Below are 17,439 nucleotides of genomic sequence, written 5' to 3' on the forward strand. Positions count from 1 at the left end.
GGGACAGTTCATGTGGACTTCATGAGGACTCCGTAAGGGACACAGTTCATCGCGATGGCAGGTCATCTATTACCCTGTTAGATATGTCTCGCATTTTCACAGCAGTTGCGTGGCCGTACGCTAACGGTCCGCGACATATCGGCCATGTTGCAGGTTTCGGAGTCCCCTCGGACGTTTTCGCTCGCTACCAGCGAATGATTGGCAATGACGTGCTGATGGTCTCCGGTACTGATGAGCATGGCACGCCGCTGCTTGTGCAAGCAGAGAAGGAAGGCGTTTCTGTCCAGGAATTGGCCGACCGTTACAACCGCCAGATTGTGCAGGACCTCGCGGGTCTGGGGCTTTCCTACGACCTGTTTACGCGCACTACCACGCGCAACCACTACGCGATTGTCCAGGAGCTCTTCCGCGGGCTCTACGAAAACGGCTACATGGTCAAGCAGACCACGATGGGGGCGATTTCCCCGTCGACCGGGCGCACGCTGCCGGACCGTTACATCGAAGGTACCTGCCCAATTTGTGGCGCTTCCGGTGCCCGTGGCGACCAGTGTGACAACTGCGGTAACCAGCTTGACCCGGCCGATCTGATTGATCCGGTGTCGAAAATCAACGGCGAGACCCCGAAGTTCGTTGAAACTGAGCACTTCTTGCTCGACCTGCCAGCGCTGGCAGAGGCCTTGACCGAATGGCTTCAAGAGCGCAAGGACTGGCGCCCAAATGTGCTGAAATTCTCCCTGAACATCCTGAAGGACATCCGTCCGCGCGCAATGAGCCGCGACATTGACTGGGGTGTTCCGATTCCGCTGGAGGGCTGGTCGGAAAACGGAACCAAGAAACTCTACGTTTGGTTCGACGCTGTCGTCGGTTACCTATCCGCTTCCATCGAGTGGGCCTGGCGCATCGGTGACCCGGAAGCGTGGCGCAAGTGGTGGAATGACCCGGAGGCGCTGTCCTACTACTTCATGGGCAAGGACAACATCACCTTCCACTCCCAGATTTGGCCGGCTGAGCTGCTGGGCTACCGTGGCGAAGGTTCCCGCGGAGGCAAAGTCGGGGAGCTCGGTGAGTTGAACCTGCCGACGGAGGTCGTCTCCTCGGAGTACCTGACCATGTCGGGCTCGAAGTTCTCCTCTTCCAAGGGCGTTGTCATCTATGTGAAGGATTTCCTGGCGGAGTTCGGTCCGGATCCGCTGCGCTACTTCATCGCCATGGCTGGTCCGGAAAACCAGGACACCGACTTCACCTGGGATGAGTTTGTCCGCCGCGTGAATAACGAGCTGGCCAACTCCTGGGGAAACCTGGTCAACCGCACCGTGTCCATGGCTTTCAAGAACTTCGGTGAGGTGCCAACTCCGGGCGAGCTCACCGACGCTGACCGTGAACTGCTCGACCTGGCTGAGCGCTCCTTCGCCGAGGTGGGTGACGCACTTGCGCTATCCCGTTTCCGCGCTGGTATCACTGCCGCAATGCACCTGGTCGGGGAGGCGAACGCCTACATTGCTGCGCAGGAGCCGTGGAAGCTGGCGAAGGACGAGTCCCAGCGTGAGCGTCTCGCCACTGTGTTGTGGACAGCGCTGCAGGTAGTCAGCGACGCCAATGTCCTGCTGACCCCGTACCTGCCGGAAAGCGCGCAGAAGGTCTTCGAGACCCTGGGTGGCGAGGGCATCTGGGCCGCAATGCCAGAAGTCCAGGAAGTCCAGGACGACATGCCGGTCGAACCGGTCGGCGCAGACTTGCCGGCAGAGGGCAGGAGCTACCCAATCATCACTGGTGATTACGTCAATCAGAAGGCCGCCTGGCATCGCTTCGACATTGAGCCGGGTACGCAGCTTGCAAAGCCGAAGCCGGTTTTCTCCAAGCTCGACTCGGAGTTGGCTGAGCACGGCCCTGAGTGGGCACAGGTGAAGTAGGGGCGCAGTAGAGGAATGGGAAAGCGCAAACGCAAAATTGCAGAACCCGCGGAGTATCTCACTCCGCTGTTTGACGCCCACACGCATCTCGCGTCCTGCGGGGCGCAAACTCCGGAGGAGATTGCGGCTCTCATGGACCGTGCCGCCGCAGCGGGCGTCGTCGGAGTTTGCACGGTCGGCGATGGCATGCCGGAAACCGAACTGGCCTTTACCGCCGCACACGCGCACCCCAACGTCTGGGCCGCCGCTGCCATCCATCCGACGCGCGCACACGAGCTTGACGACGACGCCAAGGCCCGTCTGACCGAAATGGCTGCCGACCCCAGGGTTGTGGCCGTGGGCGAGACGGGATTGGATTGGTACTGGTTGGATTCTCTCGACGGCTGCGCGTCGAAGAGCGAACAGCTGGCTGCGTTGCAGTGGCATATGGAGCTCGCAGCAACCGTCGGCAAGCCGTTGATGATTCATAACCGCGACGCCGATGAAGATCTGATGGCGGCGTTGGACGGCTATGAGAACACGGTCATCTTGCACTGCTTCTCCTCGCCCATTGAGGTTGCCCGCGAGGCCATTGCGCGCGGTTACCTGCTGAGTTTTACCGGAAACGTGACCTTCAAACGCAATGATTACCTGCGGCAGGCTGTGGCTGAGGCGCCGGCGGAGCAGCTGCTGGTGGAAACCGATGCCCCCTACATGACCGCGGAGCCGTTCCGAGGTGCGCGCAATGAGTCAACTTTTATCGGTCATCAGGCGCGTGCGATGGCTGCGGCCCGAGAAATCGGGGCGGAGGAGATGGCGCAGATTTTGACGGATAACGCACGTCGGGTGTACGGCATTTAAGCACGTGTCGGCGTATTGTCGCCCTGAGCTGTGGAAATGCAGCCGGGGCGGTTTGTTGTATTTCCCGTCACTTTTATCGATATATTTTAGACAACACTGAATCTTTACCGTACTGTTACAAACTGTATTTCTTTCATCTGATAGCTGCCCATCCTCCGAAAGGCTGTGACGAACCCCGTGAGTGCTGCGAAGAAGCGTCATCTCAATCGTGCTAACGACGGAGTCTCCACTTCGTCCAAGATCGCTGCTGGCGGTCTGGTCGCTGCTGTTGCTCTGGGTGGCACTGTCGCAGCATCCAACTACGACACCATCACCGTCGAAATTGACGGCAAGGTCGAGCAAATTGCAACCTGGTCCAAGGATGACAAGGCCATTTTGGAGAAGGCTGGTGTCGAAACCACCGGCGGAGACCTGGTTCAGCGTCAGGGCGACCTCACGGACGGCGGCAAGCTGGTCTACCGCTCTGCCAAGCCGGTCACGATGATTGTCGATGGCAAGCCGCAGGAGCACAAGACCAATGCCATCACTACCGATGAGCTGATTGAAGGTCTGAAGAAGCAGGGGCTCATCTCCGATAAGGACAAGGTCGAGGTCGAAAAGGGCGAGATTTCCGCTAAGGGGGTCGAACTCGACGTCGTTCGTGCCAAGAATATTGTGCTTCACGACGATGCCAAGGACATCGACCTGACCGTCCCGGCTATGACCGTCGGTGATGTACTGGCACAGCGTGGCATTGAGCTGCGTGAAGACGACACCGTTGAGCCGGGTCTGGATGCGCCGGTCACTGAAGGCATGCGCATCGCGCTGTCTCGTCTGATTGATAAGACCATCACCGAGACTGAGGAAATTCCAGCTCACGAGAACATCATTGAAGATGATTCGATGTTCGAAGACGAGCGCATCGTTGAGCAGGAGGGTGAGCCGGGCCAGGTAGAACGTCAGGTCAAGGTCACCTCTCGCGACGGCGAAGAGCTCGGACGCGAGGTCCTGGAAGAAAAGGAGCTAAAGGCTCCGGGTATCTCCACTATCCGCCAGGGCACTAAGTCTCGCATCGCAGCTCCGGCCGCTGGCTACGGTGTGTGGGATCAGCTGGCCCAGTGTGAGTCCGGCGGTGACTGGGCTATCGATACCGGTAACGGTTTCTCCGGTGGTCTACAGTTCACCGATTCCACCTGGGCAGCTTACGGCGGTACTGAGTACGCACCGCGCGCATCGCAGGCTTCCCGCGAGCAGCAGATTGCTGTCGCTGAGCGCGTCCAGGCTGGTCAGGGTTGGGGTGCATGGCCCGCTTGTACCGCTTCCATGGGGCTTCGTTAAAGCTAGTTCAGACTAGCCAAACGAGCTAAACCTATTTTTTCTTTTGACCCCGTAGTATCTAACTGTGACTAAAGCAGAAGTTTCTTTCCTGGGGCCGGTCGAAGTACGTGACCTGGCGGCGCAGTTGGATATTGTCCCGACGAAGAAATTGGGGCAGAACTTCGTCCACGACGCCAACACCGTGCGTCGAATTGTCGCTGCGGCGGACTTGCCGGAGGATTCCTACCCTGTTGAGGTCGGTCCCGGCTTGGGCTCGCTGACCCTGGGATTGCTCGAACACTGCGGCCGTGCCGCGGCTGTCGAAATCGATCCGCGGTTGGCGGAGCGTTTGCCCCAGACAGTCGCCGAGCGCGCCGAGGGCTGTGAACTCGAGCTCATTGAGAAAGATGCGCTGAAGGTCAGCCGCGAGGACTTTCAGACCTCGCCGGATGCACTGGTGGCTAACTTTCCGTACAACGTTTCGGTACCGGTACTGCTGCACATGCTTGCCGAGCTCCCCACCATCCGCCGCGTGCTCGTGATGGTGCAGTCTGAGGTCGCTGACCGGCTGGCGGCTCAGCCGGGCTCCAAGATTTACGGCGTCCCCAGCGTCAAGGCCGCCTACTACGGCACAGTGCGTCGCGCCGGTGCCATTGGTCCGCACGTCTTTTGGCCGGTCCCGAAGGTTGATTCCGGGCTCGTTCGCATTGACTGCTACGCCCGCTCCGACGCTCCTGAGAACTCCAATGCCGCCGATGCCCCCGAGGCTCCGTGGGAGATTTCGCCGCAATTTCGCGCGCGCCTTTTCCCGCTTATCGACGCTGCTTTTGCGCAACGCCGCAAGACCCTCCGTGCGGCCCTATCGGGGATTTACGGATCTGGTGCCGCAGCCGAAGAAGCGCTTATGGCAGCGGGGATTGACCCCAAGCAGCGAGGAGAGAAGCTCGAAATTGCCGATTTCGTTCGCCTCGCTGAGGTCTCACGAGACTAGCGCTTTTAATAAAGGACAGGCGATCTTTCCCCATGCACCGTGATGACACCCCCAGTAGGGCCGAGATCGGCCGGCGCGAACCGCGCAGCCTGGCTTGGACTAAGTTCTGGCCTGACGACGACGGCTGGGTGTGCAACTGCATAGTTTTCCGAGGTGACCGCTTGCTGCTTCTGCTGCGTGAATACGAGGGCTTCCTCGGGGGCCAGTGGGATTTGCCCGGTGGCAAGCTAGACGCGGGGGAGGAGCCCGTGGAGGCCGCTGTGCGCGAACTGCGTGAAGAGGCCGGCTTGCGCGCAGCGGAGGTCAGCGAATTTGCCCATTATTCCAATCCGGACTTGGGCGGGGAGAATTTCCGCTTCCACACGGTGACCTTTCTAGTACGCGAGGCCGACGACACGCAGAATGTCCAGCTCAGCGGCGAGCATCCGGAATTTAAATGGGTAACCCGAGAGCAGTTCGAGGAGCTGCCGGTGGCTTGGTATGTTCGGCGTGTGCTTGGCAACGTCGAATGGGGCACAATAAATACTCATCATGGCAAATCTGATTAATTGCGAGAATATTTCTAAGTCCTTCGGGCTCAAGACTCTGCTCGACGGCGTCAGCCTCGGCGTTCAAGAGGGCGACCGCATCGGCGTTGTCGGTTTGAACGGTGGCGGCAAGTCCACACTGCTGAAGATTCTGGCAGGCGTGGAGCCGGCGGACTCCGGACGTATCTCGCGAGCCAACGACATGGCCATGGCGCATGTCACCCAGGGCGCCGAGCTCGACCCGAATTCCACCGTGTTTGAGTGCGTCATTGCACCGCTGGGACTCGCTGAACACGAGTGGGCGGGTAACGCTTCCATCCGCGAGGTCCTCGATGGCATCGGTATCAATGACCTCGGTATGGATACCAAGGTCGCTAACCTCTCCGGTGGTGAGCGCCGTCGCGTTAACCTGGCGGCCGCACTGGTCCGAGATCTGGATCTGCTCATTCTCGATGAGCCAACGAACCACCTCGATATTGAGGGTGTGCAGTGGTTGGCCGATCATGTCCTTTCGCGCCGGGCAGCCCTGGTCGTCGTCACGCACGATCGTTGGTTCCTGGATACCGTTGCCACGAAGACGTGGGAAGTCCACGACGGCACCGTCGATTTTTACGATGGCGGTTACAACGACTGGACGTTCGCGCGTGCCGAGCGTGCGCGCCAAGCCGATGCCGCCGAGCAGCGTCGCCAGAACCTTGCGCGTAAGGAACTCGCGTGGTTGCGCCGGGGTGCGCCGGCCCGCACCTCGAAGCCTCGCTACCGCATCGAAGCAGCTGAGGCTCTCATCGCCGATGTCCCGGCGCCGCGTGATTCCGTGGAGTTGATGGCGTTTTCGCAGCGTCGACAGGGCAAGGTGGTCGTGGAGCTGGAGCATGCGTCCCTGGAAACGCCCGATGGTAGGGAATTGCTTAACGACGTCACGTGGCGTCTGGCCCCCGGCGAGCGCATTGGCCTGGTCGGTGTCAACGGCTCGGGTAAGACGACTTTGTTGCGCGCATTGGCGGGAGACTACCCCTTAAGCGATGGCAAGCGGATTGAGGGCAAGACGGTGCGCCTGGGTTGGCTGCGACAAGAGCTCGATGATTTGCCGCTGGATATGCGTGTGCTCGACGCTGTGGAGGACGTGGCGACCTACATTGACCTGGGCAAGAAGCAGATTAGCGCCTCGCAACTGGCGGAGCGACTGGGTTTTTCCCCGAAGCGGCAGCGCACCCCAATCGCAGACCTCTCCGGCGGTGAGCGCCGTCGCTTGCAACTCACACGCGTGTTGATGAGTGAGCCGAACTTCCTGCTGCTCGACGAGCCGACGAATGACCTGGATATTGACACGCTGCAGGAATTGGAAGACCTGCTGGACAATTGGCCGGGCACGTTGGTGGTCATCTCGCACGACCGCTACCTGATTGAGCGTATTGCCGACTCGACCTGGGCCCTCTTCGGCGATGGCGAGCTGACGAACTTGCCAGGCGGGATTAGTCAGTACCTCCAGCGTCGCGCACAGCTGGCTGACTCGGCCGCTAGTGGTGGTGCCTCTCAAGCAAATGCCGGTAGTCCGCAGACCCGTGGCGCAGCTTCAGAGGAGGATACCTCGAAGCTCTCGGCTGCGGAAGCTCATGCTGTCCAGAAGAAGATGAGTGCCCTGGAGCGGAAGATGGCGAAGCTCAGCCAGCAAGAAAGTGAACTGCATGCGCAGATGGCGGAAGCGAGTGCTGATGTAGCCAACTTGGACACACAAAAGCTGGCGGACCTCGATCGCCGTGCTGCGGAGGTGGCTGAGCAGAAGGCAGAGCTGGAGATGGAGTGGCTGGAGCTAGGCGAGCAGCTCGAGGGCTAGCACCTTACTTCAGCTACTAGCCGAACAAACTAGGTATGAGCCGGGTACTCGTGGTCAGCGTGCCCGGTTCTTTCAATCTGCACCGTGGCGTGTTCAATCCCGTGGACGTCGTGAAGCAGTGCCTGCGCGCGGTCGAGCAATGCGTGCTCGTCGCCGTTGGGGAGCGTGTCGCAGCGCACGAGATGGACAGAAGCCAACAGGTCATTGCCGTTGAGGGACCAGACGTGGAGATCGTGGACATCGACCACTCCGTCCAAGTCAGACAGGTCAGCAGTAATTTTCTCGGTGTCGACGCCCTTCGGGGTGTACTCCAGCAACACGTGGAGACAGTCGCGCACCAGAACGGCGGCTCGGGGGACGATGAAGAGCGCAATCACGATGGAGACCACCGAGTCGATGGCAGTCCAACCGGTGTATGCAATAGCGATAGCGGAGATAATGACGGCGACCGAACCAGCGGCGTCGACAAGCACATGGAGATATGCGCCGCGGACGTTGACGCTTTCCTTGGCAGCACCCGCGAGCAGAAACGCCGCAATAACGTTGGTCAGCAGGCCTATGACCGCGATGATGAGCATCGACATGGTCTGAATTTCAGATTGTTCCACTGACCCGAATCGCCGGATTGCGCCCCAGAGAATCACGGCGGCAATGATGAAAACTGTCAGACCGTTGACGAGAGCAGTCAGAACCTCAACACGACGGTACCCGTACGTCGCGCGGTGATTGGCTCCGCGCTGGGCGATAGCCAAACCGGCAACTGCCATAAGCAGGCCTGCGGAGTCCGTCACCATATGGCCGGCATCTGCCAGCAGCGCCAGTGAACCCGAGACCAAGCCGCCGATGAGCTCGGCGAGAAATACGACAAGAGTTAGACCCGCAGCTGCGAGCAGGCGACGGGCAGGAGTATTCGCGGGGTCAATATGAGCGTGGTCATGGCCGTGTGAATGACCGTGGCCGTGTGAGTGGCCAGAGTGTTCAGTTGTGTCCATAACCCCTAATGATAACAGGGCTATTCAGCCTCCGGAAGATAGCTATCCGCCCACGCATAAATCAGGTCAGCAGCGCGCGCGGCGGACTTAGCGCGAGTGAGCAAGTGGTCCGCGCGATCCAAACTCATCAGGGATTTTGGATAGCGAGAGACCTGGAAAATCTTCTGGGCGCTATCGATACCAACAGTCTGGTCGGTCGGGGAATGCAGAATAAGCAGCGGCTTGCGCAGCTGGCTGAGATAGACCTCCGGGTTGTAGTCCGCCAACACTTCCAGGAACTCACGGGAAATCGGAATGCCACGACCTTCAATCTGCAGAACCTGCGTGCCGTGCTCATCGACCGTCGAAATGTCACCGGCGATGCGCACAATCGAGTGTGCCGGATCGAAGGGTGCACCGATTGTCGCAACCGCCTTGACCTTCGGCATATCGTGGCCGGCGTTCAGCGCCGCTGCGCCACCGAGCGAGTGCCCAATCAGTAGCGAGGGGGCCTCGAATTCTGCCTCCATGAACTCGTAGGCGGCCTTAAGGTCATCAATGTTGGTCTGGAACGTCGTCTCGCCGAAATCGCCAGTGGACTGCCCAAGGCCAGTGAAGTCGAACCGGAACGCTGCAATGCCCTTCTTCGCCAGCGCCTTACAGGTGCGTGACGCGCCGGGCACCATCCGATTACACGTGAAGCAATGACCAAATAGCGCCCACGCGCGTGGCTTACCGTCCGGCAGATCAATCGATGCAGCTAGAGTCTCGCCTGTCGATCCCGTGAATTTTAGGTGCTTTGTTGGCATAGGTTATATCCGCGTCTCAGTGTGTGCTCAATGTGTGTACGTTTTCGCTTTACGACGCCCGTTGTGGTGGCGACCGTACGCAATATTAAGCCCGGGTGCCACAAATAAGTGAGGGATTGGGCGAAAAATTCGACCAATCCCTCAATCTCCTAGTGGCTGTGAGTTAACGCACCGGAACCCCTGGCCCCAGCGGAATGCCCGCGAGGTACCACACGACAAAGAATAGGAACCAGCCCACCATCATGCACAGCGAGTACGGGATAGCCAGCGACATCAGCGTGCCGACCCCCGCAGGCTTGTAGTACTTCTGCAGGAAGGTCAGTGCCAGCGCAAAGTACGGCGACATCGGTGTAATGATGTTGGTCGGGGAGTCACCAATACGGAATAGCTGCTGGGAGACCTCCGGGGAGACGTTGACGTACATCAGCATCGGCACTACGACCGGCGCCATCAACGCCCACTGTGCGGAGCCCGAGGTAATCAGCAGGTTGAGAACAGCCACCATCAGGACGAAGGCAGCAAAGAGCAACAGCGGCGGCAGATCCGCCTTGGTCAGGAATTCGGAGCCCTTGATAGCGGTCCACTGGCCGATATTGGACCACTTGAAGTAGGCCGTGAACTGCGAAACAGCGAAGAAGAGCACCATCATTGTGGTCAGTGTGCCCAGGCCACGTTCCATGAAGGCGGGCACATCTGCAGAGGAGGTGATGGTCTTGGCGCCGATGCCGTACGCAATACCGACCACGGCGAAGAAGAGGGCAATGGACACCACGACGTCGGTAAGCAGCACGGAATTCAAGATGCCGTCGCCTTCGCCGCGCAGAGGCGAACCCGGGATGAACAGAGCGGCGAACCACAGCGCAAGGAAGATAACAGCGGCGATGTTGCCGTAGCGCAGGCCATGGCGTTCGGAGTCGTTTAGAACGAGCTTATCGCGGCCGCTGTTGGAGCTGCTAGACGCGGTGTCCTGCTCCTTTTTCTTAGCGTTTTCCTCAGCAGCCTCCTCCGAAGCGCCCGGCTTAGTGAACTCGGCAGCTTCGTGGTCAATATGATCGTCGTGGATGGTCTTTGCCACGTGCTTGGTGATGAACAGCTCAGTAACAGCCGTAATAATCAGAGCCAGCACAATGGACGAAGCCATGGTGAAGAAGTAGTTGGCCAGAGGTGAAACCACGTATTCCGGATCCACGAAGTGCGCCGCATGCGTGGAGATACCCGCCAGCAGCACATCGGTGATGTTGAGCACCAGCGACGAATTGAACCCGGCTGACGAGGCGGCAAAGGCGACCATCGCACCGACAATGGGGTTACGACCAACTGCGGCGAATGAGGCGGCACCCAGCGGAATGAGAATCACGTAGACGGCATCAGAAGCGATCGAACCAGTCACGCCGGCCAGTGCGACAATGAATGTCAGCAGGACAGGGGAGTGCACCTTGGAAATTGCCGCGCGGATTGCCGAGCCGATGTAACCGGAGTACTCCGCAATTGCGACACCGAGCATGCACACCAGAATCAGGCCAACTGGTGCGAAGTCCGTGAAGTTCGTTACCGCCTCAGAAACCATCTTTTGCAGGTACTCTGCGGTAGCAAGGCTTTCCACCTCGATGATGTCACCCGACGCGGGATCCTTGGCCTGCATACCCGCAGCCTCACCGAGCCACGAAGAAACGATGACTACACCGGCAAGAATCACGAATAGCCAAAATGGATTTGGCAGTGCGTTGCCGATACGTTCCAGTGTTGCTAGGAACCCCTTTGGCTTCGGTGGCGCTTTGTCCGGTTCCAACGTTTTTGACTGTCCCATATATATAAAGATCCCTCTGTGTTAGACGTTGGTAAAAGGTTAGGGGAAAGTAAGTTGCGTCACAACGTAAAAGGCCAGAGGCATATGTATGTCGGGTGCGAGCAGGCGCATAAGGGAAAGTTAAGGGAATAGCTAGGGAATAGCTGTCGTGCACCTTCTTCGACTAGAGTTAAGCAGGTTATGGGCAAGAAGAAGTCGAAGAAAGAAAAGGTCAGCGCCAACAACGCGGTGGTGGCCACCAATCGTCGTGCCCGCCATGACTACAACATTCTGGACACCTACGAATGCGGTGTCGTTCTCGTGGGCACTGAGGTCAAGGCGCTGCGCGAGGGCAAAGCATCGCTTAACGACGCCTTCGCGACCATCGACGACGGCGAAGTGTGGCTCCGCGGGCTGCATATCCCGGAGTACTCCTACGGTTCGTGGACTAATCACTCACCGCGTCGCTCGCGCAAGCTGTTGTTGCACCGCAAGGAGATTGACACCCTGTGGGGCAAGGTCCGCGATGGCAACAACACGCTTGTGCCCCTGAAGCTGTATTTCACCGACGGCCGCTTGAAGGTCGAGCTCGCACTCGCCCGCGGTAAGCAGGACTATGACAAGCGCCAGGACATCAAGCGCCGCACGGAGGAGCGCGAAGCTACTCGTGCGCTGGGCCGCCGTGTAAAGGGCATCAAGGGGTAGCGTGCTTTGCGACGAGGTTTGTTGACTTTTCTCGTCGTAAAGCGTTATTCTTGAACATCCTTTGAGTGCTACGCACATTCCCGCGCTTGAAGGCATTGTATGGGGCTGACATGGTTTCGACACCGTACAGTGAGCCAGGGGAAGCGTGCCGGTGCAGGCTAGAGACCACCGTTTAAGCGTCGTAGCAACTGATTAAGCGCCGAGAACACTCAGCGCGACTACGCTCTCGCTGCCTAATTAAGCGACTAGCGTGTCTGTCAGGCCGGGCTTGCCCTTTGGCCCGGACCCTGGCATCGACTTAAAAGGGCTCGCCCGATGGGTGTGCCGTAAGGCTCATCGGGGATCTTCTTACTTGCGGCTGGACCCGTCATTCGGACATGTTTGCCTGAGCCGAAGGGTCGAGTAGAGGCGATCGTGCGAACTGCGCACGGAGAAGCCCTGGCGAGTTGGCGGTGGACCCGAGTTCAATTCTCGGCAGCTCCACAGATTAAAATCCCCGGTCATTACGGCCGGGGATTTTGCTTTTATATTTTTTATATCGTGTAGTCGCTTTTCCCATCATCCGTCAATGGAACGCAGACAATTCGGATCCAAGCCTCCAAGTCGGCGGCAGATTCGCAGTACCAGAAGATTATTGCACTACTGCAGGAGGTTATCGACTTAGCAACAATTCTCTACGCCCTCCGCGCGCTGAAGGGAAGAGAACGCATTAAGGTCACTGCAGAGGCGGACGTGGTGGAAGCGAAAGTGTAAAGACTGGGCCCGCGGCGGCAACAGACAGCAAAACCCTCGACCACACTTTTCAAAGCGGGACCGAGGGTTTTTACATTCCAAAACGCCTGAGCGGCGTCGGGCAACCTTAGAAGGTGCTCTTGTAGACGTTGGCGATGGTGGTGCCAGTAACTGCCGAACCGTGGAAGGTCGGGTGGTTGGTCATGTTGTAGGAAGCAACGTCAGTATCCAGAATTGCCGAGACTTGACGCTCACCGTCCGGGCCGCACATTGCGACATCGATGTTGGCAATGTTCTTCATGTTGACGAAACCGATGCCGGACTCATTTGCAGCGCGCTCCTGACGGTTCTGCAGAGCCATCTCAAACTGGTGCATGCCGGCAGCCGGAATGTGCGGTGCAAAACCTGCGGCGTTGACCGGGCAAGCGTAGTGAGTCGGATCATTCGAGGTGAAAGCTGGGTAGCCAATCAGCATGACGCGAGCAGTTGGGTTAGCGGCCTTGATTTTCTGCACCGCGGCAACAACGTTGGTGGTGTACAGGTCATCCTGAACCGGCATTGGCAGCACAGCGCCCTGCATTGCGTCATTGGCGCCAACGTAGATGGTCACCAGCTGGGTAGCCGGGCCGAGGGAGCCCTGGGCGATAGCGTTGTCAACCTGGCCCATCAGGGACTTCTGCGGCTGAGTCGGCATGAAAGCGGTAGTGCCGTTGCAGGAGTAGTCGTGCAATTCAAGGCCAGTCTCGCGAGCAACGTGAGAGCCGATGTTCGAAACCGAAATTGGGCAGCCACCACGGCCCGGCACGGCCGGATCGGACTGGCCCGGGTTAGCAGCGAAGGAATCGCCGAAGGCAACGTAGTTACCAGTAGGAAGAGCGTTGGCAACACCACCAGTCAGGAGGGAGGCTGCCAGCGCAGAAGCTGCAGCTGCCGAGGCTGCTGCACGGCGAACAACGTTGTTCTTCATAATTAAAAACCTCTTAGTTGAAAACCAATAGAAGGAAAAACTCGCGCTACACTCGCGATTTCTTCGCCACATTCGCCCGTCCCTGGAAGAATCCGAGTCCAACAGAACCAAGTCCAACAGAACCCTGAGCGGAAACTTAGAGACGCGCCTTTATCACTTTGTTATACAACTAGGTTCTAGTCCTGATGTCAACCGGAATCAGCTAGTTATAAGGATATTCGGCGCTTTCAACGCCTCTTGTCTGTCTCTTATCGCTGGTAGGTGGAGTTATGAGTTACTTCCGAACGTGGAGTACAGCGCAGCGATGACACCATCGGCTACCCCAGAACCATCCTTTAGTTCAATCTCATCTTCAGCGAAGGGACCACGCTCATCCAGCTCCGCTTCCGTGGGGCGTGGCTGAATCAGCGTTAGGTGTGGCCCCTCGCTGATAACGCCACTGAAAAGACGTGCCTGACGAGCCGCCTCGCCATCCGCCTGCGCCCGCACCTCGTCTACGGATGCTCCCTCAAAACTGTTCGCCCGCTCCGGGGCGATGACCATAATTTCCTGTGCTAACACGGCACCGACGACACCTGCCGGCCACGATGTTCGAGCGATAAAGTCCGCCAACTCAGGGCTACCACCTTCAATTCCCTCGGGGAGGGGCTCCTGCGCAACGACAGTCAGCGGGGCGCTGTCGATCAGCTCGTCGGCAAGCACGTCGGCAAGCGCGGCGGTGGGGACGAGGGCGAAGAGACTCGGAGCACGGTCCCAACCTTCGGCGTGGACGTATTCGACAGCCTCGCGCACGGCGCGATTGAGTGCCTGCTGGCTGAGATGAGTCTGTGTGCCGTTGTTTTCGCTCATGACGCTTGACGACGCCCCTTTCCTGGCAACGCTGTTTAAACAGCATCCTTAGTCAATTGTTAGGAACTTTATTTAGAGTAGATGACAGATAAGCGTACGTTCGGCTTGCCAGCTCGCTGGTAAGTCAAGCTCAACTTGAACAGGAGAGACGTTGTCTCTAAACCAGACTCGACCGAGACGATCGGCGGGTGGCCGCCCGGGGTGGCTGGCAATTACCGTGTGGGTGATTGCCGCGCTGACCTTTGTTATTCCCATCGCCGTCAATTTTTATACGGACTTTCAGTGGTTCGGTGAAGTGGGCTATCGAGGGGTATTCGCCACCACGTGGCTCACTCGTATTGTCCTGTTTATCACCGTAGGCCTAATAACGGGTGCACTGACATTTCTATCTATGTGGCTGGCGTGGCGCTCGCGTCCCGTCGACCTCGGGCTGACGGATCCACGCAGCCCGCAGGCAGTGTACCGACGGATGGCTGAATCTGGTTCGAAGTCGATGTTCACCACGCTGCCCGTTGTATTCGGCGTACTCGGTGGCCTTGTGGGGCAGGGCAATTGGCAGACGGTGCAGCTGTTCTTAAACCGGCAGTCCTTCGGTGAGACTGACCCGCAGTACGGCAAGGACTTGGGCTTCTATGCATTCCAGTTGCCGCTGTGGTCGTACATCGTTTCGACGCTGGTTGTCCTGGTAGTTATTGCGTTCCTGCTGTCGCTGGTGACACATTACTTCCTTGGTGGCATCCGCCCAGGTAACCCGACTACAGGGGAGAAGACCCGCGTTTCCAATGCGGCTCGTGCGCAGTTGGCGTGCTGGGCCGGTGTTTTCATGCTGCTCAAGGCTGTGTCTTACTGGCTGGACCGCTATGAGCTGCTGAATAACAAGCAGAAAACCTTCACCGGTGGTTCCTACACCGATATCAATGCGCTGCTGCCGGCAAAGATTACGCTGCTGGTCATCGCAATTGTCGTGGCCGCTGCATTCTTCGCTTCTATCTTCCTGCGCAACCTCTCCATTCCGGCGTTTGCCACAGTGCTGATGCTGGTCTCCGCGGGGCTGATCGGCGTGGCCTGGCCGATGGCAGTTGAGCAGTTCTCGGTTAACCCGAACCGCGCTTCCAAGGAACGTGAATACATTGCGCGCAACATTGAATCGACGCGCTACCACTACGGGCTTACCGACGACAAGGTGAAGGTCGAGCGCGACTGGGGCGTTCCGGCTGAAAAGGAAGGCGATAAGGAGGCAGCAAAGGAAGGTGCGGATTCGATTTCGCGCGATGCCGCGACATTGGCCAATATCCGAATCCTGGATCCGGAGGTCCTGCCGCGTACTTTCACTCAGCAACGTCAGCTGAAGAACTTCTACGGTTTCTCCGATCCGCTTGCCATTGACCGCTACCAGATTGATGGGGAGTCCCGTGACTTCATTGTCGCTGCTCGTGAGCTGAACCCGCAGACTCTGCAGGGCAACCAGACTGACTGGATTAACCGTCACACGGTCTACACTCACGGCAATGGTTTCGTTGCTGCGCCGGCTAATAAGGTTGACGAGGTTGCCTCCGAGTCCGGTTCCGCCCGCGGTGGTTACCCGCTGTACACCGTGGCTGACCTGTTCGAGTCCGAGGACCCGAACGGCATGAACCTGAACCTGAAGCAGCCGCGTATCTACTACGGTCCGGTTATCGCCAACAGCGATGCCGACTACGCGATTGTCGGTGGCAATGGTGACGGCAAGGACTACGAGTACGATGCTGACGGCCGAAACTTCACCTACGACGGTGAGGGCGGTGTTGGCGTTGGCGGACTTGCCAGCCGCATGATTTTCGCCACCCGTTACCAGGAACTCAACATCCTGCTGTCCGACCGCATTGGGTCGGACTCCAAGATTATCTACAACCGCGATCCGCGTGACCGTGTTCAGAAGGTCGCCCCATGGCTGACTACCGACACCAAGACGTACCCGGCTGTAGTCGATGGCCGTATGAAGTGGATCGTCGACGGCTACACCACGCTGGCCAAGATGCCGTACTCCCAGCGCATGAGCCTCCAGGAAACCACGCAGGACTCCATTAACCCGGATGGCACTCCACGCCCGCTGCCGAACAGCGAGGTCAGCTACATCCGCAACTCGGTCAAGGCAACCGTTGACGCCTACGATGGCACCGTTGAGCTCTACGAGTTCGATGAGAAGGATCCGGTGCTCAAGGCCTGGGAAGGCGTCTTCCCAGGTGTGGTGAAGCCGAAGTCGGAGATTTCCGAGGAACTGCAGGAGCACCTGCGTTACCCGGAGGACTTGTTTAAGGTTCAGCGCGAGCTGATGGCCAAGTACCACGTCAGCGATCCGGGCGTGTTCTTCGCCAATGACTCCTTCTGGTCTGTCCCGTCCGACCCGACCGCACCGGAAGACAAGAACCTCTCTCAGCCGCCGTACTATGTTGTCGCTTCCGATCCGGAGAGCGGCAAGCCGAGCTTCCAGCTGATCTCTGCATTCCGTGGACTGGAGCGTGAGTTCCTCTCCGCTCAGATGAGTGCTTCCTCCGAGCCGGAGACCTACGGCCAAATCACTATTCGTGCTCTGCCGACCAACACCCAGACCATGGGTCCGCGTCAGGCGCAGGACACGATGATGTCCGCAGATGAGGTCGCCCAGGACCGTACCCTGCTCGAGGGTACGAACGTGGTCACCAACGGTAACCTGCTGACGCTGCCGGTCGGCGATGGCGAGATTCTCTATGTCGAACCGGTCTACACCCAACGCAAGGGGCAGGAGACCGCATTCCCGAAGCTGTTGCGTATTCTCGTCGCTTACCGCGGTCAGGTGGGCTACGGCGCTACGGTCACTGAGGCTCTGAGCCAGGTTGGTATCGATGCTTCCGCCGTGACCAAGGTCCGCGGTGAGGAAGAGGCTGAGGAGCAGCCGTCGGATAAGGACAAGGACGCCGCCGACGCTGAGTCCGACGACGAGGCACCGAAGGAAGAGCGCAAGGTTGATGTCGCCGCGCGTGACGACGCCGCTCGCCGTATCTCCGACGCGCTAAAGAAGCTTAACGACGCCCAGAAGAACGGTGACTACGCAGCCCAGGGCCAGGCACTTGCCGAGCTCGACCGCGCTGCCGCTGACTACCAGAAGGCCAACGGCCAGTAAGGTTTACAGAGAGTAAGGCTTGCAACGGGAGATTAGCCGAGAATCATAGGTTCTTATGGTTCGCAGAGTCCCCAGGTTGTAGC

At 58.7% G+C, this 17,439-nt stretch carries 13 protein-coding genes and 1 other RNA gene; 9 read left to right on the forward strand and 5 right to left on the reverse strand.

What is annotated here, in order from left to right:
- The first annotated feature begins 83 nt into the window (after positions 1–83).
- The 6 genes from metG (at position 84) to I6J19_RS05355 (ending at position 7,398) form a co-directional block, all read left to right on the forward strand.
- Positions 84–1,910: a methionine--tRNA ligase gene (gene metG / locus I6J19_RS05330; RefSeq protein WP_187402485.1), complete on the forward strand. Its 1,827-nt coding sequence runs from the start codon at positions 84–86 to the stop codon at positions 1,908–1,910.
- A 15-nt stretch (positions 1,911–1,925) separates the two neighbouring features.
- Positions 1,926–2,750: a TatD family hydrolase gene (locus I6J19_RS05335; protein ID WP_038626313.1), complete on the forward strand. Its 825-nt coding sequence runs from the start codon at positions 1,926–1,928 to the stop codon at positions 2,748–2,750.
- A gap of 177 nt (positions 2,751–2,927) precedes the next feature.
- Positions 2,928–4,067, forward strand: a complete 1,140-nt coding sequence (locus I6J19_RS10950) for a resuscitation-promoting factor (protein ID WP_038626312.1) — start codon at positions 2,928–2,930, stop codon at positions 4,065–4,067.
- A 64-nt stretch (positions 4,068–4,131) separates the two neighbouring features.
- Positions 4,132–5,037 (forward strand): 16S rRNA (adenine(1518)-N(6)/adenine(1519)-N(6))-dimethyltransferase RsmA, encoded by a 906-nt coding sequence (gene rsmA, locus I6J19_RS05345; protein WP_038626310.1) that lies wholly within the window; start codon positions 4,132–4,134, stop codon positions 5,035–5,037.
- A 32-nt stretch (positions 5,038–5,069) separates the two neighbouring features.
- Positions 5,070–5,585 carry an NUDIX hydrolase gene (locus I6J19_RS05350; RefSeq protein ID WP_038626308.1) on the forward strand — a complete coding sequence of 172 codons (516 nt, stop codon included), beginning with the start codon at positions 5,070–5,072 and terminating at the stop codon, positions 5,583–5,585.
- On the forward strand, positions 5,569–7,398 hold the full coding sequence (locus tag I6J19_RS05355) for an ABC-F family ATP-binding cassette domain-containing protein (RefSeq protein ID WP_038626306.1): 1,830 nt from the start codon (positions 5,569–5,571) through the stop codon (positions 7,396–7,398). The genes I6J19_RS05350 and I6J19_RS05355 overlap by 17 nt, the downstream gene beginning before the upstream one ends.
- Before the next feature lie 29 nt (positions 7,399–7,427).
- On the opposite strand, the gene I6J19_RS05360 is transcribed toward I6J19_RS05355, so the two are convergent.
- The 3 genes from I6J19_RS05360 to I6J19_RS05370 form a co-directional block, all read right to left on the reverse strand.
- Positions 7,428–8,390, reverse strand: coding sequence for a cation diffusion facilitator family transporter (locus I6J19_RS05360; protein ID WP_038626304.1), 963 nt, complete (start codon positions 8,388–8,390; stop codon positions 7,428–7,430).
- Between the two features lie 20 nt (positions 8,391–8,410).
- Positions 8,411–9,178, reverse strand: a complete 768-nt coding sequence (locus tag I6J19_RS05365) for an alpha/beta hydrolase family protein (RefSeq protein WP_038626302.1) — start codon at positions 9,176–9,178, stop codon at positions 8,411–8,413.
- Between the two features lie 163 nt (positions 9,179–9,341).
- On the reverse strand, positions 9,342–10,985 hold the full coding sequence (locus tag I6J19_RS05370) for an AbgT family transporter (protein WP_080972824.1): 1,644 nt from the start codon (positions 10,983–10,985) through the stop codon (positions 9,342–9,344).
- 180 nt (positions 10,986–11,165) lie between these two features.
- On the opposite strand from I6J19_RS05370, the gene smpB reads away from it, so the two are divergent.
- Together smpB and ssrA are read left to right on the forward strand one after the other, a co-directional pair.
- Positions 11,166–11,669 carry an SsrA-binding protein SmpB gene (gene smpB, locus I6J19_RS05375; protein WP_038626299.1) on the forward strand — a complete coding sequence of 168 codons (504 nt, stop codon included), beginning with the start codon at positions 11,166–11,168 and terminating at the stop codon, positions 11,667–11,669.
- 101 nt (positions 11,670–11,770) lie between these two features.
- Positions 11,771–12,155: a transfer-messenger RNA gene (ssrA, locus tag I6J19_RS05380) on the forward strand.
- A gap of 373 nt (positions 12,156–12,528) precedes the next feature.
- Here the strand turns inward: ssrA and I6J19_RS05385 are convergent.
- Together I6J19_RS05385 and I6J19_RS05390 are read right to left on the reverse strand one after the other, a co-directional pair.
- Positions 12,529–13,368 carry a GDSL-type esterase/lipase family protein gene (locus tag I6J19_RS05385; protein WP_038626297.1) on the reverse strand — a complete coding sequence of 280 codons (840 nt, stop codon included), beginning with the start codon at positions 13,366–13,368 and terminating at the stop codon, positions 12,529–12,531.
- A 267-nt stretch (positions 13,369–13,635) separates the two neighbouring features.
- Positions 13,636–14,217, reverse strand: a complete 582-nt coding sequence (locus I6J19_RS05390) for a PPA1309 family protein (RefSeq protein WP_038626295.1) — start codon at positions 14,215–14,217, stop codon at positions 13,636–13,638.
- 151 nt (positions 14,218–14,368) lie between these two features.
- Between I6J19_RS05390 and I6J19_RS05395 the strand changes: the two genes are divergently transcribed.
- Positions 14,369–17,356, forward strand: coding sequence for a UPF0182 family protein (locus I6J19_RS05395; RefSeq protein WP_038626293.1), 2,988 nt, complete (start codon positions 14,369–14,371; stop codon positions 17,354–17,356).
- The last annotated feature ends 83 nt before the right edge of the window (positions 17,357–17,439 follow it).

This window comes from Corynebacterium amycolatum (genome assembly GCF_016889425.1).
GTDB lineage: Bacteria > Actinomycetota > Actinomycetes > Mycobacteriales > Mycobacteriaceae > Corynebacterium > Corynebacterium amycolatum.